Source organism: Pseudomonas marginalis (assembly GCF_008692035.1).
Classification (GTDB): domain Bacteria; phylum Pseudomonadota; class Gammaproteobacteria; order Pseudomonadales; family Pseudomonadaceae; genus Aquipseudomonas; species Aquipseudomonas marginalis.
The window spans coordinates 1,943,569-1,964,693 of sequence record NZ_VTFG01000001.1; the positions used below are offsets into that span (position 1 = coordinate 1,943,569).

Annotated in this window: 31 protein-coding genes; 3 read left to right on the forward strand and 28 right to left on the reverse strand. The window is 58.6% G+C overall.

Features of this window, described 5'->3' with window-relative positions; genetic code table 11:
* The first annotated feature begins 57 nt into the window (after window positions 1-57).
* From FX984_RS08800 to FX984_RS08810, 3 genes are all read left to right on the forward strand, one after another.
* Complete coding sequence (locus FX984_RS08800) at window positions 58-270, forward strand: hypothetical protein (RefSeq protein WP_074847309.1); 213 nt, start codon at window positions 58-60, stop codon at window positions 268-270.
* Complete coding sequence (locus FX984_RS08805) at window positions 270-1,382, forward strand: phage integrase Arm DNA-binding domain-containing protein (RefSeq protein WP_146476764.1); 1,113 nt, start codon at window positions 270-272, stop codon at window positions 1,380-1,382. The genes FX984_RS08800 and FX984_RS08805 overlap by 1 nt, the downstream gene beginning before the upstream one ends.
* Window positions 1,383-1,717: 335 nt before the next feature.
* Window positions 1,718-2,077: a hypothetical protein gene (locus tag FX984_RS08810; protein ID WP_146476590.1), complete on the forward strand. Its 360-nt coding sequence runs from the start codon at window positions 1,718-1,720 to the stop codon at window positions 2,075-2,077.
* Here the strand turns inward: FX984_RS08810 and FX984_RS08815 are convergent.
* The 28 genes from FX984_RS08815 to FX984_RS08940 form a co-directional block, all read right to left on the reverse strand.
* On the reverse strand, window positions 2,058-2,570 hold the full coding sequence (locus tag FX984_RS08815; protein WP_146476591.1) for a lysis system i-spanin subunit Rz: 513 nt from the start codon (window positions 2,568-2,570) through the stop codon (window positions 2,058-2,060). The two genes, FX984_RS08810 and FX984_RS08815, sit on opposite strands and share 20 nt — an antisense overlap.
* Window positions 2,567-3,118 carry a glycoside hydrolase family 19 protein gene (locus tag FX984_RS08820; protein ID WP_146476592.1) on the reverse strand — a complete coding sequence of 184 codons (552 nt, stop codon included), beginning with the start codon at window positions 3,116-3,118 and terminating at the stop codon, window positions 2,567-2,569. The genes FX984_RS08815 and FX984_RS08820 overlap by 4 nt, the downstream gene beginning before the upstream one ends.
* Before the next feature lie 57 nt (window positions 3,119-3,175).
* Entirely contained in the window at window positions 3,176-4,198 is a 1,023-nt protein-coding gene (locus tag FX984_RS08825; RefSeq protein WP_146476593.1) for a hypothetical protein, read from the reverse strand.
* Between the two features lie 227 nt (window positions 4,199-4,425).
* Window positions 4,426-4,725, reverse strand: coding sequence for a hypothetical protein (locus FX984_RS08830; protein ID WP_146476594.1), 300 nt, complete (start codon window positions 4,723-4,725; stop codon window positions 4,426-4,428).
* Entirely contained in the window at window positions 4,725-6,023 is a 1,299-nt protein-coding gene (locus FX984_RS08835; RefSeq protein ID WP_146476595.1) for a hypothetical protein, read from the reverse strand. Before FX984_RS08835 ends, FX984_RS08830 begins: the two co-directional genes overlap by 1 nt.
* 1 nt (window position 6,024) lies before the next feature.
* Window positions 6,025-6,666, reverse strand: a complete 642-nt coding sequence (locus FX984_RS08840; RefSeq protein WP_146476596.1) for a baseplate wedge 1 family protein — start codon at window positions 6,664-6,666, stop codon at window positions 6,025-6,027.
* The gene (locus FX984_RS08845; protein WP_146476597.1) at window positions 6,666-7,886 is read right to left on the reverse strand and encodes a baseplate J/gp47 family protein; all 1,221 of its coding nucleotides are present in this window, start codon (window positions 7,884-7,886) and stop codon (window positions 6,666-6,668) included. Before FX984_RS08845 ends, FX984_RS08840 begins: the two co-directional genes overlap by 1 nt.
* Window positions 7,879-8,229, reverse strand: a complete 351-nt coding sequence (locus FX984_RS08850; RefSeq protein ID WP_146476598.1) for a contractile injection system sheath initiator — start codon at window positions 8,227-8,229, stop codon at window positions 7,879-7,881. The genes FX984_RS08845 and FX984_RS08850 overlap by 8 nt, the downstream gene beginning before the upstream one ends.
* Entirely contained in the window at window positions 8,226-8,933 is a 708-nt protein-coding gene (locus FX984_RS08855; RefSeq protein ID WP_146476599.1) for a Gp138 family membrane-puncturing spike protein, read from the reverse strand. The genes FX984_RS08850 and FX984_RS08855 overlap by 4 nt, the downstream gene beginning before the upstream one ends.
* 47 nt (window positions 8,934-8,980) lie before the next feature.
* Window positions 8,981-10,396, reverse strand: a complete 1,416-nt coding sequence (locus FX984_RS08860) for a baseplate hub protein (protein WP_146476600.1) — start codon at window positions 10,394-10,396, stop codon at window positions 8,981-8,983.
* Entirely contained in the window at window positions 10,393-10,701 is a 309-nt protein-coding gene (locus FX984_RS08865) for a phage baseplate plug family protein (protein ID WP_108574116.1), read from the reverse strand. Before FX984_RS08865 ends, FX984_RS08860 begins: the two co-directional genes overlap by 4 nt.
* Complete coding sequence (locus FX984_RS08870) at window positions 10,701-11,357, reverse strand: phage baseplate protein (protein ID WP_146476601.1); 657 nt, start codon at window positions 11,355-11,357, stop codon at window positions 10,701-10,703. The genes FX984_RS08865 and FX984_RS08870 overlap by 1 nt, the downstream gene beginning before the upstream one ends.
* A 2-nt stretch (window positions 11,358-11,359) precedes the next feature.
* Window positions 11,360-12,637 (reverse strand): phage tail tape measure protein, encoded by a 1,278-nt coding sequence (locus tag FX984_RS08875; protein WP_146476602.1) that lies wholly within the window; start codon window positions 12,635-12,637, stop codon window positions 11,360-11,362.
* Complete coding sequence (locus FX984_RS33360; RefSeq protein WP_488260117.1) at window positions 12,627-12,782, reverse strand: DUF6889 family protein; 156 nt, start codon at window positions 12,780-12,782, stop codon at window positions 12,627-12,629. Before FX984_RS33360 ends, FX984_RS08875 begins: the two co-directional genes overlap by 11 nt.
* Window positions 12,783-12,793: 11 nt before the next feature.
* A complete protein-coding gene (locus tag FX984_RS08880) occupies window positions 12,794-13,195 on the reverse strand; it encodes a hypothetical protein (protein WP_108574113.1) in 402 nt (133 codons plus the stop codon).
* A 3-nt stretch (window positions 13,196-13,198) separates the two neighbouring features.
* Entirely contained in the window at window positions 13,199-13,606 is a 408-nt protein-coding gene (locus FX984_RS08885) for a hypothetical protein (protein WP_108574112.1), read from the reverse strand.
* 10 nt (window positions 13,607-13,616) lie between these two features.
* Entirely contained in the window at window positions 13,617-14,759 is a 1,143-nt protein-coding gene (locus tag FX984_RS08890; protein WP_146476603.1) for a DUF3383 family protein, read from the reverse strand.
* 18 nt (window positions 14,760-14,777) lie between these two features.
* The gene (locus FX984_RS08895) at window positions 14,778-15,323 is read right to left on the reverse strand and encodes a phage neck terminator protein (protein WP_146476604.1); all 546 of its coding nucleotides are present in this window, start codon (window positions 15,321-15,323) and stop codon (window positions 14,778-14,780) included.
* Window positions 15,320-15,691, reverse strand: a complete 372-nt coding sequence (locus FX984_RS08900) for a hypothetical protein (RefSeq protein ID WP_146476605.1) — start codon at window positions 15,689-15,691, stop codon at window positions 15,320-15,322. Before FX984_RS08900 ends, FX984_RS08895 begins: the two co-directional genes overlap by 4 nt.
* On the reverse strand, window positions 15,688-16,287 hold the full coding sequence (locus FX984_RS08905; protein WP_146476606.1) for a hypothetical protein: 600 nt from the start codon (window positions 16,285-16,287) through the stop codon (window positions 15,688-15,690). Before FX984_RS08905 ends, FX984_RS08900 begins: the two co-directional genes overlap by 4 nt.
* On the reverse strand, window positions 16,288-16,707 hold the full coding sequence (locus tag FX984_RS08910; RefSeq protein WP_146476607.1) for a DUF4054 domain-containing protein: 420 nt from the start codon (window positions 16,705-16,707) through the stop codon (window positions 16,288-16,290). It abuts the gene before it with no gap.
* A 1-nt stretch (window position 16,708) separates the two neighbouring features.
* Complete coding sequence (locus FX984_RS32685; RefSeq protein WP_223841613.1) at window positions 16,709-16,876, reverse strand: hypothetical protein; 168 nt, start codon at window positions 16,874-16,876, stop codon at window positions 16,709-16,711.
* Window positions 16,877-16,921: 45 nt separating this feature from the next.
* The gene (locus FX984_RS08915; RefSeq protein WP_146476608.1) at window positions 16,922-17,251 is read right to left on the reverse strand and encodes a hypothetical protein; all 330 of its coding nucleotides are present in this window, start codon (window positions 17,249-17,251) and stop codon (window positions 16,922-16,924) included.
* Between the two features lie 68 nt (window positions 17,252-17,319).
* Window positions 17,320-18,348, reverse strand: a complete 1,029-nt coding sequence (locus FX984_RS08920; RefSeq protein ID WP_146476609.1) for a DUF2184 domain-containing protein — start codon at window positions 18,346-18,348, stop codon at window positions 17,320-17,322.
* 5 nt (window positions 18,349-18,353) lie between these two features.
* Window positions 18,354-18,848 carry a structural cement protein Gp24 gene (locus tag FX984_RS08925; RefSeq protein WP_146476610.1) on the reverse strand — a complete coding sequence of 165 codons (495 nt, stop codon included), beginning with the start codon at window positions 18,846-18,848 and terminating at the stop codon, window positions 18,354-18,356.
* A 2-nt stretch (window positions 18,849-18,850) separates the two neighbouring features.
* A complete protein-coding gene (locus FX984_RS08930; protein WP_146476611.1) occupies window positions 18,851-20,017 on the reverse strand; it encodes a DUF2213 domain-containing protein in 1,167 nt (388 codons plus the stop codon).
* Window positions 20,017-20,244 carry a hypothetical protein gene (locus FX984_RS08935; RefSeq protein WP_146476612.1) on the reverse strand — a complete coding sequence of 76 codons (228 nt, stop codon included), beginning with the start codon at window positions 20,242-20,244 and terminating at the stop codon, window positions 20,017-20,019. Before FX984_RS08935 ends, FX984_RS08930 begins: the two co-directional genes overlap by 1 nt.
* 23 nt (window positions 20,245-20,267) lie before the next feature.
* Entirely contained in the window at window positions 20,268-21,083 is an 816-nt protein-coding gene (locus FX984_RS08940) for a phage head morphogenesis protein (RefSeq protein WP_146476613.1), read from the reverse strand.
* Window positions 21,084-21,125 lie beyond the last annotated feature (42 nt).

A 21,125-nucleotide genomic window follows, 5' to 3' on the forward strand; every position in this document is an offset into this window, starting at 1 on the left:
AGACGCGACACCATTCACAAATAAAGAAAACGTGTCGCGACACGGAGGGAGGTAACTATGCGAAAAGAACTCATCAAGATCAGTGAATTCCAGCGACGGCGCTGGGGTGAAAACGGCACCCCGCCCTGCTCCCAGGCAATTCGCAATCATATCCGCAACGGCCTTGTGCCTGGCGAGCAGATCGGGAAACTTTGGTACGTTGACTGGATCGCCTTCACTCGCTCGGACGGCAACGATCTGGTGGCGATGGTATTGAAAGGAGCTGCATGATGGCACCTCGGCCGCGGAACAAGGCGAATAAGAGCCTCCCGCAGAACCTATACTTCGATGCGAGACGGTCGACATACCGCTACCGTCGGCCTACCGACGGAAAGTGGTTCCAGTTCGGCGGCGACCGCATAAAGGCTATCGATGCCGCCAAGCAACTGAACCTGGAGTTCATGCGCGGCGCTGATCTGGTTGGCAACGTGCTCTCCGCATCGTCGGAGTCGTTCGCCACATTCCTCGATACCTACGAGCGTGACGTACTTCCCCCGCGCGAGCTGGCAAAAGGGACCCTGGGCCTTTATGCCGTGCACTTTCGACGTTTCCGGAAGCAGTTCGAGGGAAAAGCGGTCGACCAGATCACTATCCGCATGATCGCGGAGATGTTGGACGCGATTACACCGCGGTCGGCGAACCAATCTCGGGCGCTACTGATCGACATTTTTAACCACGCAGCCGCCAAAGGTCTTTGCCCTGACAACCCAGCAGCCAGCACCATCAACAGGATCGAGAAGAAACAACGAAGACGGCACACCGTCGAGGGGCTGAAGGCAATCAGGGAAAAGTCGCCAGCCTGGCTACAGAATGCAATCGACCTGGCACTTATCACCGCTCAGCGCCGCACGGACATCCTGGACATGCGCTTCGATGGGGTTAGGGAGGGTTTCCTCTATGTCGTGCAGAAGAAGACGGCCAAGGCTACAGACGCGGCCTGGATTCGATTCAGAGTAACGCCCGAGTTGCAGACCGTAATCAGCCGGTGCCGCGATGATGTCGTGTCGCCGTACCTGGTGCACCGCAAGCCGGATCGGCTGAAGCAGAAGCAGGCACAAACGAAGGACCACTGGACGAAGGTTGAGGAGCGGTATTTGACGCGAGCATTCAAGGAGGCCAGAGAGTCGGCCAACTGCTACGCGGGATGGAAGGAAGAAGAGATGCCGGGCTTTCACGAAGTGCGAGCCTTGTCGCTGCACCTGTACAAGAAAGCCGGTAAGGATGGGCAGAAGATTGCAGGCCATGCGAGCGAGGGCATGACCAAGAACTACCAACGGGACCACGAGGAAATCATTTGGTCCGAGGCAGTTCCGGACCTGAATATCAGCGAAATCACCGGGTAGTTTTGCGCCAGTTTTGCGCGGGTTTTGCGCAGGCACAAAAAAGCCGATCTATCTGATCGGCTTAAGAGTCTGATGTTACTCAGGAATAATGGTCGGGACGGAGTGATTCGAACACTCGACCCCTAGCACCCCATGCACGCAGTACCTCTGTAAGACCTTGTTAAGTAGCTGTTTTTATTGGCGCTCGCTGCAATCGACTGCCCACAAGAGCTTACAAGTGCGTGAGAGTGTCACGCAAAAGTCACGCACCCTCCCCGGCGTCCTGCCGACGAACACCACTCCCCAATCCGCAACACCTCGATTACTGTACGCACATACAGTATCGAGTAAGCACAATGGAAATCGACGACGACACCTGCAAGTGGCTTGGCTGCTCCACGCCGCTAGAAATGTACAAGCATCAATGCGCCCTGCTCGAGGACGAGATCAGCGACCTGCAGCGGCAGCTGGCCAAGGCGCGGGCAAACGTTACCGGCCTCGTTCAGATGAACGACCTATTGATCACAGGAAAGTCCGCAGCCGAGGAACAGCTCAGGTCCATATCCTCACAACTCAGCCTTGCGAACGTGCACAACTCTGAGCAGAGCAAAGAGATCATGAGCCTTAAAATGATCGTCAGCCAGAACTCACACCTTCGCGTTGAAAACCAGCGGCTTCTCCTGGAGCTGACCGTCCTCAGGGGGCCACAGCCCTGACGTAAGCCTGGCAGGCCCGCAGCGCGATCACGGCGTTATCCCCATCGTCGGTGATGGCGATAATTCTTTGCGCATGCGCTGGGTCAAGTTGGGCTCGACGGGCTGCATGAACCACGCCGCCGGCGCCGGCGGCGGAAGGCACGTTGCAGGCACTGGCTGGATCCTCGAGGAGGACTGACAGCCGGACATCAGCAGTAGCAAGCTGATCACGCAGGCGAGCCTGGTTGCGCTGGGCATCGGATAACTCCTTGGTGTGTTGTTGGTCGGAGGTGGCCAGGGCCTGTTCGGTAGCCAGACGCTTGTCCTGCTCGGTGCGGACCTGGCTGGCGGCGGCATTGGAGATCGCGGCCAGGTCATCCTTGTGCAGCCCGGCCTGCTCTGCGAGCTTTTCCCCCATTCGCCAGTCCTGCACCTGCCAGGTGACGCCCGCAGCGCTGGCCATCAGCACCAACACCAGAACCACCACCCCGGCCAGTTTCTGCACCGGAGTCATGCCAGCACCTTCAGTGCAGCGCTATAGAACTCCAGCCGCTCTTCCAGGCCATTCAGGCCGCCATTGATGCGCCTGGTGATTCCGTTGAAGTCTTTGGCGTCGGCCAGCTTGTTCAGGTCGCGGGAGTTCCAGAACCAAGCAGAAGACTTAGCCGCCCACTCGGCCTGCTCAAGCAGCTCCGGGGTGCGCAGCAGACGATCATCGCCGAACAGCGCCTTGCTGCACGCCAGGTAGTTGTCGCGCCCGGTGATTTGGATCAGGCCTCGGCCACGGTACTTCTGCCCGTCGCCATCAGCCTCTGGCGTATTGCCAAGCCGCTTGGCCAAGGAGCCCGTGTCGTACTTGCTCAGGTATTGATCGCCGCCAAGCTCGCGAACGTACCGGAACTGGCCCGACTCGTGACCGACCTGGGCGACGAAGGCCGCCATCCGAAGCTTGGTGTTGATCTGGTACCGGTCCATGGCAAGGTTCAGCGCAGATGCAAAAACGCCGGCATTGCGGCCGGCATTGGGAGTGATCTGCAGCAACTGCTGCGCGGTGATCGGCATGGCTTTCTCCAGGCACAAAAAAAGCCGCATAGAGCGGCTCGCTTTGATTCGACTGTGTTAGGGGAGCTTCACGTAATTGCCACCAGCGTATCCGTAGAACAGGCCATCCGAGCCGAGATATATCTTCGTTTCGGAGAAGGTCACAGCAGGCGGAATGGCTGGAGCCGTGTAGAGTTTGTTGTATCCCGCCTGATACCACTTTGCGTGCCCGTAGTCATTCGGGTGCACGTTGTCGTTAAAGTCAGCACTCGTCATAACAGAGTTGACATCTGCCAGATAGACCGGCAATCCTGCTGCTGACAGCGATGTCACGAGCGAGGCGATATCGGCGTTGTAGTTGTCGACATTTGCATCCGATCCGCCGTAGGTGTAGGCCCTGGCATGCGGGATGTTGTAAATGACAACTTTGTTCTTCGGCTGCATGGCCGAGTACCACTGGAAGAACACCACGTTTTGGGCATCAGCGCTCACAACCTCAAGTTCAACCGAGTGAGTTCCAGCACTCAATCCGCTGAACTGCAGCGCCATCGGGCCAAAGGAGGCGCCGAGCAGCGTGCGAACGTCGCCGCCAATCGCAAACGTACCCTTGTCCACGCCATCAATCTTCACGCGGAACGTGCCGCTGTTGTTGTATTGGCGCAGAAAGCCAAGTGCGACAGAGGTGCCGGCAACGCTCACGCTTGCTTTAGAGCCAGCACTGGACAGCCCATAGGTGCCGTAGGCGTAGCCCGAGCCGTATGAGCCGGTGAACGTAACGCCGTTGGCAGGCGTGGCATTCTTCACCCCTGACGCCATCCGCACGGCATACGACCGCAAGCAGTCGATGTAGTATCCGCGCTTGGCAGGGTCAACGTCGTATTTCGCCTGGTCATTGGTTCCGAAAGCGATGGAAGCCATATCACCAGCTGCGGGCGTCTTCTGAATCAAAGCAGCCCCCTGATCAATGCACATTGCGGTCGACACGCCGGAGTTATCTAGGGACAGGCCGAGAGCCAGAGCCAGCTGACTGATGAAAGCCTTCGCGGCCGAGGTGGCGCCCGCGAAAGCAGTGATTGAATCACCAAAAGCAAAAAGAGTCATGAAGCATCCCTTACACTGAGATCGATCACGCGATCACACCCAAATCCAAATAAATTTCTCAAGTGCCGACGCGACAACAACCGTACCGAGCACTTAATTAGAGTGCTGCGAACGGAATTGTATCAAGTCAGAAGCGCTTGAACCATTTATAAGGATGGGTGTGATGCAGATGCGAAGAACTGTCTGGTTTCATCTGTTGGTAATGGAGTGGACTTACCCGCGCGCGCTCAGATCGGCCAAGGATATTGGGTTTCGATTTCTCCGCGACGGACGCGATGGCGCTCCTCTGCCGACAGCGCTGCTTCCTCGCTCCCGTGAAGCCGCATGCTGGCGGCTTCTGCAATAAAGCGATCACTTCCTGTTATCGGGTCGGAATAGGCATAGAGGCGCAGCATTTCAACCTCTGCCTTTGTCAGGACAGAATCAGGTGTAGAAGGAAGAGTTTTGCTAAACACCTCTCCTGACTCTAAGTCGTCGGGACCGTCCACACATCTGCAACCCCCTTGCTTATTGATTGCGTATGGCATCAGTCTTCCTCCCATCCTAAAATTTGAGTTCTGTTAGAGGCGTTTTGCTGCGCGATGTAAATATTCAACGACTCTAAATTGAATGTCGCGACTGATGCGTTGTTTGTTCCCGTACTTGTTTGACCAATGATCAGCGGCGGTGGATTTGTATTTGAATTGAACGCCCCATACGAATTACTTGGGGCGCAGATGATAGTGCCAAGATTCGCAGACCCGAGACTTGCAAGCACTGACACCCTAAATGCTGTAGCTGGCACGAGAGAGGACAAAGAAACAGTAACAAACGTTGGTGTATTTATATCACCTTGAATACCAGACGCGCCTGTTGGCAGTGCAATAAGGTTTGACCCTGCTGCAGGCTTGTACTCCGAGTAACGCCCGTCTTTCCTGAACCGAAGTGGATATTTGTTTGCCGTAGCGTCCGTTCTTACCCATGCCACGCGTGCCGCGTGCGTGTAACCGGCTGGCAGCGTAGGAGCTGTACCGCTTAAGGACAGCAGGCCTGCCTTCGTGGATCCGTTCCAGATCACCCATACCGCATACCAGGTCGAAGCCGTTTGTGAGTTTGCAGCACCGACATCCAGTCCGTTCACCCCGGCAGCTGCGAAAGATGGGCTTACAGCGACCGATCGTAGAGTTGAATATGAATTTGAAGTGCTCTCAACGATGAGCTCGTCTGCCGTGACGGTTACAACTGCGCTTGCCCCTGTGGTCGAAACCTTCAGATTCTTGGCTGACCCTGAAACTCCTACTAGATTGTTTACCGACGTTGGCAGCTGATCCAGCAGTACAGCATCGGTCCCGTCGTATTCGACATCGCCCAACTGGTCGATAGCAAATACGGCAGCCACCTTAGCGCCAGAGGCGTCGTACTGTTTTAGGTTCTTCGGGCCAACACCGGAAATATTGATCGTGTCAGTGCCCGTACTCGCTCGATTGAACTTAACTCGAAACCGCTGACCAGCTGCATATGCAGTGATCGCCGGATTGGGCGTAAGAACCAAAGCGGCGGATGGGCCCGTGGTGGTAAAGGCAACGCCGGATTGGTTTTGCTTCAACTGCTGCAACGCATCGAAAAACTGAGAAGCACCTACCCTGTCAACTGCGCCACTGGCAGTAATCCCTGCAGCGGACAGAAGCGACTGGAAAAAGCCTTCCTTATCGTTGGCCCAGTCCTTTTCTAAGTAGGACCCGTCTTTTGCATCTGGCGTGGTGCGGTTTTTGAAAGACCCGCCTGGGTAATCTGCGGAGGGGTTGTTGAACCGACCCGGGTACCGCTCATTTAACTTGAGTGACATTCTAAGCCCCTATATATCCTGCAAATTCTGCTTGTTCATCACCAAATTCAGCGTCCATATCACCGAACTCGACCATTTCGAACCCCTCAAGGAATCCGTTAAATCTCACTGCTTGAGGCTTTGGAACCAGTCCTGCATTGAGCAAGGCGAACCGCTCAAGATTGGTGATCTGTCCGTAGAACTCGATGCTGAAAGACATGTCCTCGCCGTCGGTGACGCGTAGAACGTCAGCTTTCGGGAGGAGGAAATTCATACCATCGAGGATGTTCTCGATAGTCGCGTCGCCGTTGTTCTTGACGATCTTGGCCTTGATGACCAGCCGGTAAAGTTCGTCGGATAGCTGACCATCCTGGTCAATCGTCAGGGCGCTGAACATCGCATCGTCGTCACCAAACTCATCGCCGTCTGTAAGGTCGAACAGGCCTGGGTTCATTGGTATGGAGCCAACAAAGCTGCGCGGTGCCACGACGATCCTACCGATAACGTTCAACTGCTCGCCAAGGACGTTATCGATGTCATAGCTCTTGCGAACGGCCTCGGCGGCATCCTCAAGGCTTCCGCCCAGCTTCCGGGCGATCGCGAACCAGTCCACCGCTTTCGGCTTGTCTCGGTATTGCGCGTAAATGCGATCTGGGATGTTCATCACGTGATCACTACGGTGATGTTGCTCTCCGTCCACCTGGACATCTGGTTGTAGGCGATGGTGACGTTGGCCTGGCCGCCGTTGAGGCTGGATGAAGGCAAGTCAACGTAGCTGTCGCCGTACGAGCCGATGACCTTATTGACAGGGGTGAAGATCGTGCTGAATGGCACCGTCTCGCCGATATCGAATCCGTCGATCTTGAAGCCCACATCCGCGGGGATCAGGTCGCCGGCGGCGTACTCCATCATCGCCTCCTTTATAAGCTGGTCGGCGTTCGGTGGAAGTGAGCCGTCATTGACGACATGGATCACAGCGATCATGTCCACGTAGATTGGCCGACTTGCTTTGATCAGCTTCTTGTTGGTCGGATACTTGGGTGAAGTGACCTCGACCTGAAACGGGGTACCGGCTTGGTAAAGCAGCGCGCCAGGGTTCTTCTTCAGATATATAGCCATTGCAACATCGTCGTCAGTCCCGCCATCGACTACGGCCGCGATAGATTTCGGCGGAAGCCCATGTGGGTTGTCGGCAGTCACAGCGCTTGAGTTTGTGTCGTTCTCGTACACTTTCACCCTGCGTACGCCATCCACGCCGAACAGCTCGCCGATCATGGAGTCGATCTGATTGTTGCCAGGCTTGCCCACTGCCGTCGCGCGGGTAACGCGCAGCTGCTCGTCGCGCTGGCCGTCTGTGCCTGGAGTAGCTGGCGCTGCGTTTGTCACGCTGGCCAGGCCTGCCACCACGTCCACGATGCGCGTGATAGTGCCGGCGTCTGCCTGGGTAGGCCCGACGACTGTGCACGTCGCGTTGACTGTTGCAGAGCCGAGCGAGTCAGCGGTCACTGCCTGGTCGGTAGTCCAGCGGCTGCCGGTGGTGACCGACTCGAAACGGTTGCCACCAGGTATAGGTGTTCCTGGAGTGGCTGTGATCGTCAGCTGAACACTCGAGCGAGACCCGCCTGAGCGGATGGTGCCGGTCAGCGAGCAAATGATGTCGAGATCGTTACCCTTGGCCTTGTTCGGATCTTTCGAGTTGTAAGCCTGCTGCAGCGTCTCGTCGAGCGCGTAGAAGATCTCGGAGTCGTGCGCCATCTTCAGGCCGTCAGGCGTCGAAGGGTCCAGGTTCCAAAGTGGATCAATGTCCAAGTAGAACTGCCGCTCTTGGGCGAACCAGTCGTTTTGCGTCTGTAGCACGTAGCCGGTCGAAGTCAGGCTAGCCATTCAGTGTTACCTCTTCCAGGCCGAACTCAGTGAGAATCCCAGCGGTTACGCTGTATTTGCGGTTTTCGATATTGAAGTCAGCGGAGAAGCTGGTGAGCCGGATTACGCCTGGCGTGTTGGCTATGCGCGCCCTGAGTGCAGCCTCGGCGGTTGAAAGGCTGGTGAACTTGCCGAGGATCTGCTCGTACCACGGCGTGCCGTCCGTGATGTCCCTGAAGTACTCGCCCAGGAAGAGGCGCAACCGGGTAAGCACGGTCTGCGCAACCTCGGACTGGCCGGTGATGAACTGCTGCCCGCGCGTCACGATATCGCCCGTTTCGTCATCCAGTCTGCGTACGATCATGAAACTGGAACTCCGCTTGTCCCGGAACCCGGGGTTACACCGCCATGGCGATGCGTGTTGAGGTTTGTGCCGGCAGCGGTAATGACGTTGCCATCAGGCGTGATCTTCAGCCCGTTAATCAGGAACGAACCGTCTGCCAGCAACTGGAAGCTGCCGGCGCCGTTCTGCATCAGGGTTGTGCCATCGGCCAGAACGTTGAACCTGGCGACCCCGTTGTCCATGGAGATGCTGTTGTCGTTCTTCAGCCAAACGAACTGCGTGCCTGCCCGGTTGCGCATACGCACGCCGTTGTTCTGGAATCCCGGCAATACGTTTGGCTGTGATCTGAATCCCGGCAAGAACATGGCGTCCTGCATGTTGTGGAAGCGACCGATCGGGTTGGCGGCCACCCCACCGCTCTGCACCCAGCCATCAATGCAGCGTTGGGAGAACAGGATGTCGCCCTCACAACCAGCATCGACCTGGTACTCGATGCAGTAGTCACCGCCAGGGAAGTAAACCGGCACCTCGATGATCGGGGGGATGGTGAACTCAGCTCCGTTGATGTCGACGCGAGCTATGCCGGGCTGCACCTGGGCGAGTTGCTTTACCGGGTCGAACGTCAAGATGTGGCCCGGCAGCGATGTGCAGACCCCCTTCAGGATCTCCCGGAAAGAGTCGCGGATCAGCTTCGCCTGCTTTGCGCGGCCTTCTGACTCAAGCATGCCTACCTCGGATTCTGTGAACCCGTGGGGCGGGCCTGGTTAAGTGGTCATCGCACGAACTGCTGCCCGCGCATGTAAGAGGTGTTGACGGATGCGACGGCCTCGCCGCGGGTGATAACCCCGTTGCGGTTTACGTCCAGGCCAGAGTTGGCCGCGTACTCGCGCTGGTATGGGCCGCTATCCCGCTCCCACATCACGTACGAATCCGGGCGCCCCACTGCCGCCGGCCAAAGCACTGCCAGGTAAGCGTCACCGAGGTTCCGGATACGCCCTGAGTAAGGCTTGTAGTACGCCTCCACGTAGTCGAGCTGGCGGACTGCCGTCATCCGTGCAAGCTGGGCAGTGGATGTGCCGACGGCGCGCGCGGAGGCCTCCAGAAACTGGATGAGGCCAGTAGCGGTGCTGCCTGGGTTTCTTGCGGCAGGGCTAAACGTGTAGCCCGTCTCGAACCCCATAACGGCCATGAGCCAGTTCGGGTCGAAGGACAGCCGGTCGCATATCTCGCGCACCTTTACCCGGAACGCCTGGTCAACCCTGGCTCCCCAGATCAGCTTCCCGTTCTGTGGAGTTGCTGTTTCGGTTGCTGGTGGAGTAGTGCCGGCGCGAAGCCCGTCGATCTCGGTTCGCCACAGGTCGCTGTGCGAATCGCCGGAATGTTTCATTGCGAAAATGTTGTATTCGCCGTTTGCGCTGGCATCACCACTCAGCTCGGACACGAAGAGGTTGCCGGTGTTGAAAGTAGCGAACTCGCTCTCTACGTTAATCTTGCCGTTGATGCGCAGCGCGGGGTTGAGCTGGACCGCCACGAACACGCCGAGGCCGTCAGGCCCGCGGGACACCTCTGGGATGCCGATCATTCCGCTGAACTGGTCCACCTTCACCATAGTTGTGGTGCGCGGCATGTTCGGCTTCGTGACGACAATCCGCCCACGGTCCTGCATCCATTCGAATTTGTAGGCGTATGCCAGGTCGGTCATGGCTTGTGGGATATCCCCGTCCACCACCAGGCCAGACGATAGCGGCTTCGCGTCGGCGAACTGAGCGTTGTCGATATCGATCGGAAGCGGCCATGCTGCTGCCAGAGCGCGGATCACCTCCTCTACTCTGGTTCCGATGCCGAATGACAGCTGGGCCGAAGCCCGGTCAACCGCCGGCTGGCCTGATCTGCAGATCAGCCTGGTAATAATCTCCGGCGCGCCCGGCTCTCGCTCCCGCAAGGTGTTGGTCACAAAGCCGGTGAATATCGCATCAACGTTATCGTTGAACCCTGCGCGCAGAACGATGCTTGACCGCTGAGCTATGGATGAAAGCTTGCTGATGTTCGTTAACCGAATGTCCGCAAAAGAAATCGCATCACCAGGGGATATGTCGACATTGAACTGAAGACGGAATTGTCGCGTGCCTTTCTGCTCACCGATATACGGCTGGCCATTCACGTCAATCGACCAAACACGCTCTCTCATGTTTCCACCAGTGGGGGTATCCAAACGAGGAAGTTATCGATGCCCAGGTTATCGAGGGTCACGTCTTTGCCGGTGAACACCATCTGCCCAATACCGGATCGGTAGCTCTGGATGATGTCGCTGCCAGGCTCAAGCATTGCACCGGCCACGATGCGGCTGCCGTCACGTAGCAGGTTCATGGACCAGGCCGGCACATCCAGGTAGGAGATAAAGTCAATTTCAAAGTCGATCAGGTTGTCACCGAGCTGTACGCCAAAACGCTGGTGAGCGTTGGCGGCACCGGCGCGCAGCGGGATGGTGTACATCAGACGACTCCGTCGAGGATTCCATTTACCGACTTCGAAACGCTGTCGGATGCTTCTTTGGCAATTGCCTGGCCGCGATTGATGGCGCGGGTCAGCGCCGACTTTGACGGGTCCCCGTCGCGCAGTTGATCCGGCGTGCACTGGTATTCCCGCTGTATGCGGTCTAGCTCAATGACTTCCTGCATCTCCACGATGAACTCCAGGCCGCCCTCGTTACGTGGCTCCTTGGTCCTGGACAGGCGCGTGATAGCCATGTTCTTAAGCAGGATGTCGCCGGCGTCGATGTCGAACGGGTCGTACGACTTCATCAGCCAGATCAGGAAGTCGAGCGTGGTACTGGCGCGCGTCTCGTCGCTCCCGGCCAGCCAGCCAGCAGATAAACCGGCCACCGTGGACACGATGGGGTTGTCGGTAAGGTTGGAAAGCGCGCCGCCGAGGAAGTCCGTCAGCTGAACCTTGACCGGGTTATTGCTGATTGCGCCGGTCATGGTCCACTTGAATGGGTTGAGGATTCGGTGATCCGCGATCCTTACGCCTGACTCAATGGGGAATGAGGTGATCGTCACCGTCGCCTCGAACGTGTCTTCCAGCACCGCGTCGAACGAGTACCCGGCAATTGTCGGGGCTTTGCGCGTGAAGATGTTGATGATGCTCACGGCTATCGCTCCGTTGTGGTCTTCAGGTCACCCAGCGTTTCGTAGTTTTGGCGCTCGTTGACCTGGTTAATCTTGGTTTCCAGGGCCTGGCCGTCGAGCTCAAGCGTGATGCCTAGCTGGTTTTTCACGTTGATCGGCGTGCGGGCCAATACGCCAGCAAGCGCTTCGGCTGATGCTTGGCGATCTTCGTCCGGAGTGGTTCCACTGGTAGGCGGCATGCTGTCGGATGCAGACCTGTCCCGGTGTTCCAGGTAGTCGATATCCTCCTGAGATCGTTGAATTTTCCCGGAATAGATCTCCGGAGCGGCCCGATCAACGCCGAAGAGCTTGTCGAACATCGGATCAATGTAGGGCGTCATGAGGTCGGCAAGGCTGATTGCCATGCCGATCTGTCCGGCACCTTTCAGCGCCCCGCCGATGCCGCTCAAGCCGATCTTGGAAAGCCCAGCCCCGGCGACCACTGAGGCAGCTCCAATCCCTACGCCTGCCGTGGCCTGTGGGTTTTCTGCCAGAGCGTCGATGCCCTTGCTGATCTCAGGCCGGTACTGCTTGAGGAAGTTGTTCAGCCCTTCGGTAGCGCCCACCAGACTGGGAAGGAATTTCTCTGCCAGTTCGTTCTTGACACCTTCGATTATCAGTCCGAGCTGGGCCGTGTTGTCTGCAAGCTTGCGACTGTTATCGACAAGCTGATCAACGCTGCCAGTCAGCGCGCTGGCCCGCTTCATAGTTGCGTCGAGCTGATCCACTCCGCCGGCGAGCGAGCGGAAAACACCGTCCGACAGGCCGAGCGAGTTTTGAACTACGGACCGCTGCCCCTCATTCAGCTTTGGAATCATGCCCGACAGCGCGCGCATGAATTCCTCGCCGGTGTTCGTTTCGTATAGAGAACTTACATCGATGCCAGCCATTGCCAAATCGTTGATCGGGCCAGCTTCGCCCTTGAGTCGCAGGTTGTTCTGGATCTCCTCGAATCCTTTTATGGTATCCAGAGCCTCTGATGCTTCGCCGCCCATCAGCTTTACAGCGCTACCGAAGCTGTACACCGCATTCATTGAGGTGCGCAGGTTCTGCGTGGACATGGCTAACTTGTCGACGCGATCTGATACGCCGATGATCGCGCTTGCAGAAAAGCCAAAAGCACCAACCAATGCGGCAGAAATACTGAGCGCCCCAGACTTTATGTTGCCAAGACTGGTGTTGATCTTCTTGTCGCCCGCCTCCAGGGCTTTGGTGTCCCAACCTATGCCGATCAGGAATGACTTTAGAACCTTACTGGCCATTCGTGATTGCCTCTTTTTGTTCCCACAGTTCGTCCATGGCTTGGTTAAAGCGCTCGACGCTGGCTAGGGAGTGGGTTCCGTCTTCAAGTTGCGCCCAGGTGCACAGCGGCGGGCAAACGCCAACAATCCCGACACAGGGTCGCATCAGGAACCAATTTACTGCGCTGCGCTTTCCGCGCCCGGCTGCCCTGGGCTTTTTGCGCCGCTTGGCAGCCAGTCGAAAAAATCGGAGAGGTTCCAGCGCAGCAGCTCGGCCAGCAGTTGGTTGTACTGCACCATCTTGCCGCCGAAGTCGGCCACGGTGACCGCGCGCTCGGTGCCGTTGATGAACACCCGGGTCATGAGGATCTGCACGACCTGAGCCTTCACGTCCTGGCGCATCGACATGAACATCGAACAGAGCACCTGGTCATCGACCTCAATACCCGCCTGCGCGGCCGTGGCGAACCGCTCCAACACGGCGCCGGACAATAGGGACATCAGGCGGTCCTGATCGACAGCGCTGGCCATGGCGGCGTTGTACTGCACGCCGCCGATGGTGAATGGTTTCACGCTCATCTATCAGCCCCTTGTCGCTTCCCAGATATTGAATTGCATCGTGAACTGGTCATCCGTGATGGTTGATCCGGCCCGACCGCGCTGGCCGTCGTTCACGATGACGCCTTCCGAACCCAGTGCCGTTTCCAGCGTGCCGATCTGGGTGAAGGTCAACGTGATGTTCGCGTTCGAGTTCAGCAGGCCTTGCACGTATGCCGAGTCGGACGAGCCCGGGTTGAGGTAGACGTTCACCTCGCGGCCAGGGTTTTGACGATCGAGGCGGACGGCGTTACCGCCCTGCCCCCGGCGCAACTGGCTGCGAGGGTCAATCGGCGCATCCGTGTACGGGGTAGCGGTGTCGCCCCAGTCCTGGATCTGCCGGCCATTGATGGTGACGACGGTAAGGTCGTTCGAGAAATTACTCAGGCTCATGGGTCACCTATCAATAAACGTCGAGGTCGACATCAACGATGTGGATTGCGCCGGCGCGGAACAGGCGAATGCGAAGTGGTGCGGACTTGCGGGCGTTACGGTCGGCATCCGACAAATCGAGGATGTCCTCGGGCTTGGTCAGGATCTCGAAACCGATGGTGTACTTCTCAAGGCCGTCGTCCGGGTCGATGTAATTACGCGGGCCAAGGTAGCCATTGTTGATGAACTGCTGCATGGTCGCCCGGGCGGCGCCGATCAGCACTGCCTGACCGACAGGGGTTTGGGCAAGCTTGGTGGTCTGGTTCGCAACCGCGTTGTAGAGCGACGTGGTTAGGAAATTCACGCACGCGTCGAGGTTGATCACATCATCGATGAATTCGCCGTAGGTGCTGTGCGTCATCGTGTTCAGCCAACGGCCCGAATCCGTCGAACCCTGGTTGTCTACAACGGTGTAGAAGACCGCCTTTTTCTTGTCGCTCTGCATGGCGGTGTAGGCCGTGCCGGACAGAGACTCAGCGATAACGCCAGGGGATTTCTTGAATTCGCCGGTGATGGTCGAGCGGTCGGCGCTGTAATTCACCGCGGCGAAGTGCTTGGCCAATGCCGACCCGGAGTACGGGTCGGTGGCGTGTGCAGCGGTGTATACGTGCCGGAAGCCGGCAGAGGTCAGCTGGGTAGCAATGTCGTCAACATCCACTGGGTCGCGTATCTCGGTAGCCGAGGCGCCAGTCTGGCTGTCGATAAACATGCTGGTGTTGTCTTCGCACCACTGGGCGATAGCCAGCACGTCAGCTTTGACGGCCAGGATAGGCGCCGTCCACATGGTCCAGTACCACCAGAGCAGGTTACGCGCCTTGTTCAGGGTCGCCGCACGGGTCGCATCGGCGGTGGCCACGCCATACACCTTCAGTTCGCGAGTAGCGGGCGTGCCGCCAAGCCAACGCTGGGCCGCCTTGTAGGTCTCAGTAGTGTCGGCGAAGTCTTCAGACAGCGCGACCAGCGTGAAATACGTCCGGTACGTATCAGGCGCGAAGCCAACCGGCAGTTCGAGCTGCGGAGCGAACAGCATGGCGCTGGCAAAGTTCGCATTGCCCAGGCCGGCCGGGCTGATCCGGGCATTAATCCGGATGATGTTGGTAGCTGGATAGCTCACTGTGCTAGCTCCAATGGGTTATGTGGGGTCGACTTCCACGGTGAAGGTCTGAATGACCTGCGCTTTTTCGTTCTCGAGTGCCACGGTGGCGCTCAGAATGTTGTTGATGGCCGGCAGGCTGCTGGTTTCGTACATCAGGCGGATGGTGATCTGCGCCCGCTGCTCAAAGTTGGCCGACTGGAGGCTGGTGAGGTTGTTGACGGAGTCGGTGCTGCTCCAGCCGATCTTGGCCTTGAACAGCATCATGCTCACGTCGGGCCTCTTGTTGGCCTGCTTCAGGCGCTCGGCGTACATGATTGCCTCGCCTCGGTAGAAGTCGACGCTGCATGAACACATGATCTGCGCCCGGACATCCACCTCTACCTGGTTGCCAGGGATATCGCGGGAGACGATGTTGGCCTGGCCGCGCTCGCTGATGGACTGCCGTGGCGTGATCGTTGCGTACGCGCCCGTAGGCGCAGGCATGCTTCCGGGGCCTGCCTGATCTGCTAGCAGGCATTCAGGCACGCCGGTTGCTAGCATCACTATCGGTCGAAGCTTCTTGAACAGTTCTTCGTTGGTCATGCTGGGCCACCTGACTGGTTGTCGATGCGCATGACGAGGACTTTGCAGTAGTTGCGCCAGCACCGGTTATCACACTTGACCGCCTTCCACTGTTGCCCCAAGAACGCCCAGGTACCGGTCTGGTCGATCAGCTGCATCTCGCCCTGGTTGATGTATATCCGTCGGACGTCGGTGATTCTCTCGCCGCCTTGGCGGATGAAGTCGACCTCTCGATCACTGGCTGGCTGGATGTTTACGACGTACGGGCTCGTCTGTGGCACGCCCGGCGTCCAGATGCCGTCTACCCACTGACCACCTACGTCGACCGTTCGACTGGCCTCGACACTGACAAACACCAGGTCGATCTGGCCTTCCATGTTCAGGCTCATTCAAGACCCTCCGATGCGGGACCGATAGACACTTTGTGCGTGATCGACTGGCGCAGCGCGCCGGTATCAATGAGGGGGTTCGAACTCTTCTTCTTGCGAATGGTTGATGCGGCGTTCGGTGGCGTTTTCAGCTCGGTCATGTAGACCTTCACCGCACCCGCCGCTACGAGGCCGACCATCTCCAGGATCTGATCCATAGATAGCCCGGCCTCCATGCCGTCCTGAATTGTCAGCAGCACCTCGGGAGTGGCCTTCGCAACACCTGGCTCGAGCCATGGGCGTGCTGGAATCTTGATATCATGGGCCGGCGTCTTGCCCAGCTCCATGTAGCCCTTCCCTGTCTTCAGGAATCGGACCTCATCACGGTCGGCTGCAGCCTTGCTGGCATAGCCGTAGGATGTTCCGCCCGGGTGCTTGATGTTGGCGCCGAACTCGTTGATCGCACCGAGGCTGGCCATTGTCAGATCATCCGACTCGACGTTGCCGGCCTCTTCGTGGATGCCGATCAGGACAACCTTGTTCGACTTTAGAGCGCTGAGCTCCTTTGCCAATTCGTCCTGCAGTTCCTGAAAGCCAATCAGCGTTAAATCGATCATTCAGACCGCCTTGGCGCCCATCCCGGCGCGCTTCTTGAGCCTGTAGAACTGCTGTCCGTAGTTGGTGTAGGTCAGCCAGTCGGTGCCGGCGTCCATCATCTGGGGTACGCGGTAGGCGATCGATTCATCACCTACGGACTTCTGGGCCACGTTGAGACGGGCCTCGGAGTTGGGTGTGCCGCCGGCGCCGAGCGTGGCAAAGTTGGTCGCCAGCCAATGCGCCGCGAAGTACTGCATGCCGCGCCACTTGAAGTTGTCGCAGGTCAGCTCGAGGGCGCCCCAACGGCTTGAGCCAGTCTCGGTGCCGGCCTCGCAAAGGGCCTCAACGATGTATTCGTCGGGCCACTTCACCGGGTCGGCGAACGCCTTAAACACTGGATTGCTGCGGAAAGCCGCAATCATCTCGGGGGTGATAACCACGTTATTCCCCTTGGCGACTGGTCAGCAGTTTGCATACAACTTTCGCTGCGCGAATTGAGGGGATCTTCCCTCGCTGCGTGAAGCTTTGGAGGTCGCCGACCTTTTTGAACTCAAAGCCGGGGCCAGTGATAACTGCCACGTCACCGTCAACAGCTGCTTTTATGCTCATGTCGTCGACCTCGTTATGAATAAGTGGGCGCCTGGCGCCCGGGTGTCACTCGGCCTTCGAGGCCTTGGCGATTTCTTCCAGCAAGCGAGCCTTGCCCCAGGTCTTGTTGACCCTTACGCCGGCTCGGCCTGCCTGTTCGCGCAGGGCTTCGATATCGTCGCCGCCTTCATCATCGTCTTCGCTTTCCAGCTCATCAGCGCCAACGCGGCGCAGGTCGCCGTTCTTCAGCAGAGCCTTGACGAAATCGATCTTGGCCACCGCGTCCGGCACTTCGACCGCTGGGTTTTCGCCAGGCAGGATCGGGTAGCTGGTTTCTTTGTCGTCCACCAGGTGGTTGATGGTGATCAGTCGTGCTGCTTCGTTCTTCAGGAACATGTCGAATCCTCGCCCGGAGTCATTGGCCGCCGCCCCGGGCATAGCGGAGGCGGCCGTGGAACGGCTGGTTAGAACTGGTCGCGATACGCGCCAGAGAACGGGTAGCGGAACTCGACGCCGCTGATTTTGTACTCACACGGCACGTTGACCTTGAGATTCACCATCTGCGGCGCCAGAGAGCGCCACGGGATCGGAACCTGCATCGCCAGGTTCTCGTCGTTCAGCTCGTAAGCAACGATGCGGTCCTTGCTGCCGTTGGACACGCCTGCGGCTGCCAGTTGGGCAGCGGACAGCTGCAGGCGGCTGAAGATGTTGATCGGGCGACCGGTCAGCGCGGTGAACTGGTTGTTGGTGCGGAAGTACTCGAGGATCGTCTTGTCGGTGATGGTGCCCATCCGCTTGTTCGAGATGAACGCGAAGCGGGTAGCATCCAGGATTACCGTATCAGGCAGGTGAACCGTTGCCGAGTTGATGTAGACATCAACCAGGATCTTGTTCAGGTCGGCAACGATCTGGTCACCGGTGGTGGCAGCGTTGTACCAGTCCAGGGTGGAGTTCGACAGCGCCAGGTTCGGGTTGTTGAACAGGCCGGTCATGCCGCGAGTAGCATCACCGAAGTAGGCCACACGCTGGGTGTGCTCCTGGGCGCCACGGAAGGCCAGCTTGGCCTTGGAGCTGTCCAGCGGGATGCGCAGGGCCTGAGACTTGCGCAGCTCGTCCAGGCTGTAGCTGTACTTGTTACCGGCGTAGCCAATAGGCACAGAAGACTTGTTGGCGTTCAGCGTTACATCCGGCAGGTCATCAGCGCTGGCGCCGATGAATTTGCCCATGGTCACGCCGTCGTAGCTGATGTAGTCCCACTGATCAACCCACTCTGGCAGAGTGGTGTCGACCGGGATCAGCTCCATGTAGTTGATGGCGGCGTACTTGGCCTCGTAGATGCGAGATTCCAGGCTCGCCAGCTGGCTGATGTAGAACGCCAGGCCATCGTCGAGGGTCGGCAGACCGTCATTGAAGGTCACTTGATACGCATCGCGGCCAATCTGGTGCGCGATAGCGGCATCGATGGCTACGACGATTTTCTTAAGCTGAGTCATGTCGATTAGCCCCCGACCTTCAGAGAAATTTTAGCCAGTGCGCCGGCGCCGGCGGTGCTGACCCACTTGGCGTTCGGGATCAGGACTGCCAGAGTGGCGGCGGCGCCGACCACGTTGGAGAACTGGCCCTGGTTGGTACCGGTGCCGTCGCTGACTACCAGGTAGACCGGGTCATCCTTGGCGACCGCCACCCGGGCGGTTACCCAGATAGGCGCCATGGTCTCGACGGTCATGTCGCGCTTGGCGACAGCGCCAAATACGTCGGTCGAGGTGTAGGCACGGTTCAGTTCGCGCTTCACGACGCCGATGAACTGGGCAGCGGTCGATGCGGCTACCGGCAGCTTGGCGCCGTCGTCACCGTCAGTGACCACGCCCAGGCCGTAGGCGATGTTGACGGTGCCCTTGTTGACCTTGGAGACGCCGTTTGACACTTCGCCATCAGCGACCATGCCCGCGTACGCGACGCCGTGGTTGATTGCGTTACCACCTTGAACTGGCATGGTTAGGCTCCTTTCTGTTTGTGGGCGCCGGACAAGCTTTGCTTGTGCGCCTGGTAAGGGGTCGGGGCGGCGTCGGTGGTAGAGGCCTGGGTCGACGCGCCGTCTTTGGCCAACTGCGCGAGCTGAGCCAGAAGGGTCGCGGCATCACCGGTGGGCATCTTCGGCTTCTTGTTGCCGTTCTCGTCCTTGTCGTCTTCTTCGTCTTCGCCCTTATCGGACTCAGCGTCGAAGGCGCACTCAACATAGCCGGCTGACTTGTCCGACCAGTCACGCTTCGGCAGGGCCACGGCCAGGGCGGCACGCTTGATCTCGATTACGTCGAGGCTGTCACAGGTGAAACCGTCGCCGGCGACCTTGCGCGCCATGGCCTGGGTGGCGCTGATTGCCTTGACGCGCTCGCCAATTGCGACATCGCTCGAAGCCTTGCGGGCCTCGGCCAAGTCTTCGGCAGCCTTGTCCGCGGTAGCCTGGGCCTTATCAGCCTTGGTTTCCGCATCGGTGGCACGCTTCAGCAATCGGTCGAACGAGTCGGCGACCACTTGGGCGTTCGCAGGATCAGCAACATCAACGCTGCGCCCGCTATCGGTGGTGATAAGTACAGGCATTGTGTTGCCTCCTGGGTTGTGGTCGAAGACGCGAGCGATGCCGCCCGCCCTCGCTTTGGTAACCACCGCTTGGTGGTTGATGATGATGTTGCGCTGGGTGTACTCGTAGTCCTGGCCGTCGGCAGTGGTGCCTGGTCCGTAGACGTATTCGGCGGTGTAGCCGGCGGACAGTTCGCACTTGCCAGCGTTGATGTCGTCGATGGTTTTCTGATCCTTGATGATCAGATCGCAGACAACGAAATCACCGTCTCGCCGACCCGCGCCGCGCACCTCGCCAACGGCCACCGCCTTGTAGTTCTTCGCGGTCACCAGATCCTTGGGGTGGTCATTCGTGACCGTCGCGCCGTCGTAGGTGCCCAGGGAGGCATCGTTGAACACCTCCTCTTCCGGCCGGTACACGCGGACAATGCGATTTGGGTCACCATCGAGGCCAAGCTCGCGGGCTAGGTACTCTTGAATCCCAGTGCGCGCGACCCGGCCCGGCACCTTGAGGAACCCCTCGTCGGTGTACTCTCGACTGGTGATGCGGTGGCTGACACGGTCGAAGACCGTACAGGTGGTCATTACTGCTTCGCCCATGCGAAGAGTGCGTCGGAATGCTCGTCGTCAACCGGGCGCACGCACGCGTAGGTGCGATGCTCGTTACCGTCGAGGCTTCGGCCGTCTTCGGTATCCGGTAGAGACTTGATGTTGGCCAGGTCGCCCGGTGTCATCTGCACGGAAATATGGAAGCCGTCGGTGTCGAATTCCGACTCGGCGCCGGTCTCGATGCACTTAACCTTGATTTTCATGATCGTTCTCGTCGCTGGATGAATTAGCGGTAGACGCCCGGCGCTGTTCTGCCTGCGTCTTGGTTGGCCTTGACCTCGCGTGCGCTCACTGGGCGCGCGATGCATCGGCACTGATAGTCGGAGCCCGGCTTGATCGGGACGCCCTTGTCGCTCAACGGGAGGTTGTCCCAGCGGTAGATGCCCTTCCCGTATGCGGTGACCTTCTCGTCGATGGCGCGGTGCCTGGTGCGGACGCGCTCATCATCGGCATCAACCCACTGGAAGTACTCAAAGCCGGCGGTCGTCTGCTGCTTCTCTGCCAGCTCGCCTTGGATCTTTGAGGTTTGGTCGCGGGCGATCATCTTGGCTCGGCGCTGCGTCACGCCGTACTGCTCTTGCAACGCCTTCTCGATGTAGCTGGGCCGCATGCCGGCGCGCATGTTCGCCATCACCTGCGTCTGCACCTCTTCCAGGTACTTGCCAGGGATGGACTTGATCAGCTGGACGTTCTGTTGCGCCGAGGCCTTGAGATAGTCCTGAAGCACTTTATTGCCACTGAATACGTCGATGCCGACCGATCGCTTCATGTCCCGCTCGGACTTCTTAAGGGCGGCTTGCACGAAGTCTGCGGCAATACGCCCGGCGCCCGAGCCGAAATGCTCCGACTGCCACCGTTGGACGAGGCGTCCCATGGTGCTTAGGATCAGGTCAGACCAGGCATCAGTCGTTACCACCGCGTCCTGCGTGTACTCCGGCGCCAGTTGGCGAACCAGCGGCATGAGCTCCTTGCTGATCGACGCCTTGACCTGCTTCACCAGCCGCTGCAGCTTGGCGTTGTACTGGATGCCGATCATGTCCATGAGTCATGGCTTCTTTGGCGGGTAGCAGATAGGCATATTCAG

Coding starts and splice junctions, on each gene's coding strand:
- FX984_RS32685 (WP_223841613.1), bottom strand. CDS start 16,876: ATGAGCATAAAAGCAGCTGTTGACGGTGACGTGGCAGTTATCACTGGC.
- FX984_RS08865 (WP_108574116.1), bottom strand. CDS start 10,701: ATGTACACCATCCCGCTGCGCGCCGGTGCCGCCAACGCTCACCAGCGT.
- FX984_RS08860 (WP_146476600.1), bottom strand. CDS start 10,396: ATGAGAGAGCGTGTTTGGTCGATTGACGTGAATGGCCAGCCGTATATC.
- FX984_RS08815 (WP_146476591.1), bottom strand. CDS start 2,570: ATGACTCCGGTGCAGAAACTGGCCGGGGTGGTGGTTCTGGTGTTGGTG.
- FX984_RS08830 (WP_146476594.1), bottom strand. CDS start 4,725: ATGCCATACGCAATCAATAAGCAAGGGGGTTGCAGATGTGTGGACGGT.
- FX984_RS08835 (WP_146476595.1), bottom strand. CDS start 6,023: ATGTCACTCAAGTTAAATGAGCGGTACCCGGGTCGGTTCAACAACCCC.
- FX984_RS08905 (WP_146476606.1), bottom strand. CDS start 16,287: ATGATCGATTTAACGCTGATTGGCTTTCAGGAACTGCAGGACGAATTG.
- FX984_RS08800 (WP_074847309.1), top strand. CDS start 58: ATGCGAAAAGAACTCATCAAGATCAGTGAATTCCAGCGACGGCGCTGG.
- FX984_RS08840 (WP_146476596.1), bottom strand. CDS start 6,666: ATGAACATCCCAGATCGCATTTACGCGCAATACCGAGACAAGCCGAAA.
- FX984_RS08845 (WP_146476597.1), bottom strand. CDS start 7,886: ATGGCTAGCCTGACTTCGACCGGCTACGTGCTACAGACGCAAAACGAC.
- FX984_RS08935 (WP_146476612.1), bottom strand. CDS start 20,244: ATGAAAATCAAGGTTAAGTGCATCGAGACCGGCGCCGAGTCGGAATTC.
- FX984_RS08915 (WP_146476608.1), bottom strand. CDS start 17,251: ATGTTCCTGAAGAACGAAGCAGCACGACTGATCACCATCAACCACCTG.
- FX984_RS08855 (WP_146476599.1), bottom strand. CDS start 8,933: ATGCTTGAGTCAGAAGGCCGCGCAAAGCAGGCGAAGCTGATCCGCGAC.
- FX984_RS08925 (WP_146476610.1), bottom strand. CDS start 18,848: ATGCCAGTTCAAGGTGGTAACGCAATCAACCACGGCGTCGCGTACGCG.
- FX984_RS08880 (WP_108574113.1), bottom strand. CDS start 13,195: ATGAGCGTGAAACCATTCACCATCGGCGGCGTGCAGTACAACGCCGCC.
- FX984_RS08805 (WP_146476764.1), top strand. CDS start 270: ATGGCACCTCGGCCGCGGAACAAGGCGAATAAGAGCCTCCCGCAGAAC.
- FX984_RS08895 (WP_146476604.1), bottom strand. CDS start 15,323: ATGACCAACGAAGAACTGTTCAAGAAGCTTCGACCGATAGTGATGCTA.
- FX984_RS08920 (WP_146476609.1), bottom strand. CDS start 18,348: ATGACTCAGCTTAAGAAAATCGTCGTAGCCATCGATGCCGCTATCGCG.
- FX984_RS08850 (WP_146476598.1), bottom strand. CDS start 8,229: ATGATCGTACGCAGACTGGATGACGAAACGGGCGATATCGTGACGCGC.
- FX984_RS08900 (WP_146476605.1), bottom strand. CDS start 15,691: ATGAGCCTGAACATGGAAGGCCAGATCGACCTGGTGTTTGTCAGTGTC.
- FX984_RS08940 (WP_146476613.1), bottom strand. CDS start 21,083: ATGGACATGATCGGCATCCAGTACAACGCCAAGCTGCAGCGGCTGGTG.
- FX984_RS08885 (WP_108574112.1), bottom strand. CDS start 13,606: ATGAGCCTGAGTAATTTCTCGAACGACCTTACCGTCGTCACCATCAAT.
- FX984_RS33360 (WP_488260117.1), bottom strand. CDS start 12,782: ATGCGACCCTGTGTCGGGATTGTTGGCGTTTGCCCGCCGCTGTGCACC.
- FX984_RS08810 (WP_146476590.1), top strand. CDS start 1,718: ATGGAAATCGACGACGACACCTGCAAGTGGCTTGGCTGCTCCACGCCG.
- FX984_RS08825 (WP_146476593.1), bottom strand. CDS start 4,198: ATGACTCTTTTTGCTTTTGGTGATTCAATCACTGCTTTCGCGGGCGCC.
- FX984_RS08820 (WP_146476592.1), bottom strand. CDS start 3,118: ATGCCGATCACCGCGCAGCAGTTGCTGCAGATCACTCCCAATGCCGGC.
- FX984_RS08875 (WP_146476602.1), bottom strand. CDS start 12,637: ATGGCCAGTAAGGTTCTAAAGTCATTCCTGATCGGCATAGGTTGGGAC.
- FX984_RS08930 (WP_146476611.1), bottom strand. CDS start 20,017: ATGACCACCTGTACGGTCTTCGACCGTGTCAGCCACCGCATCACCAGT.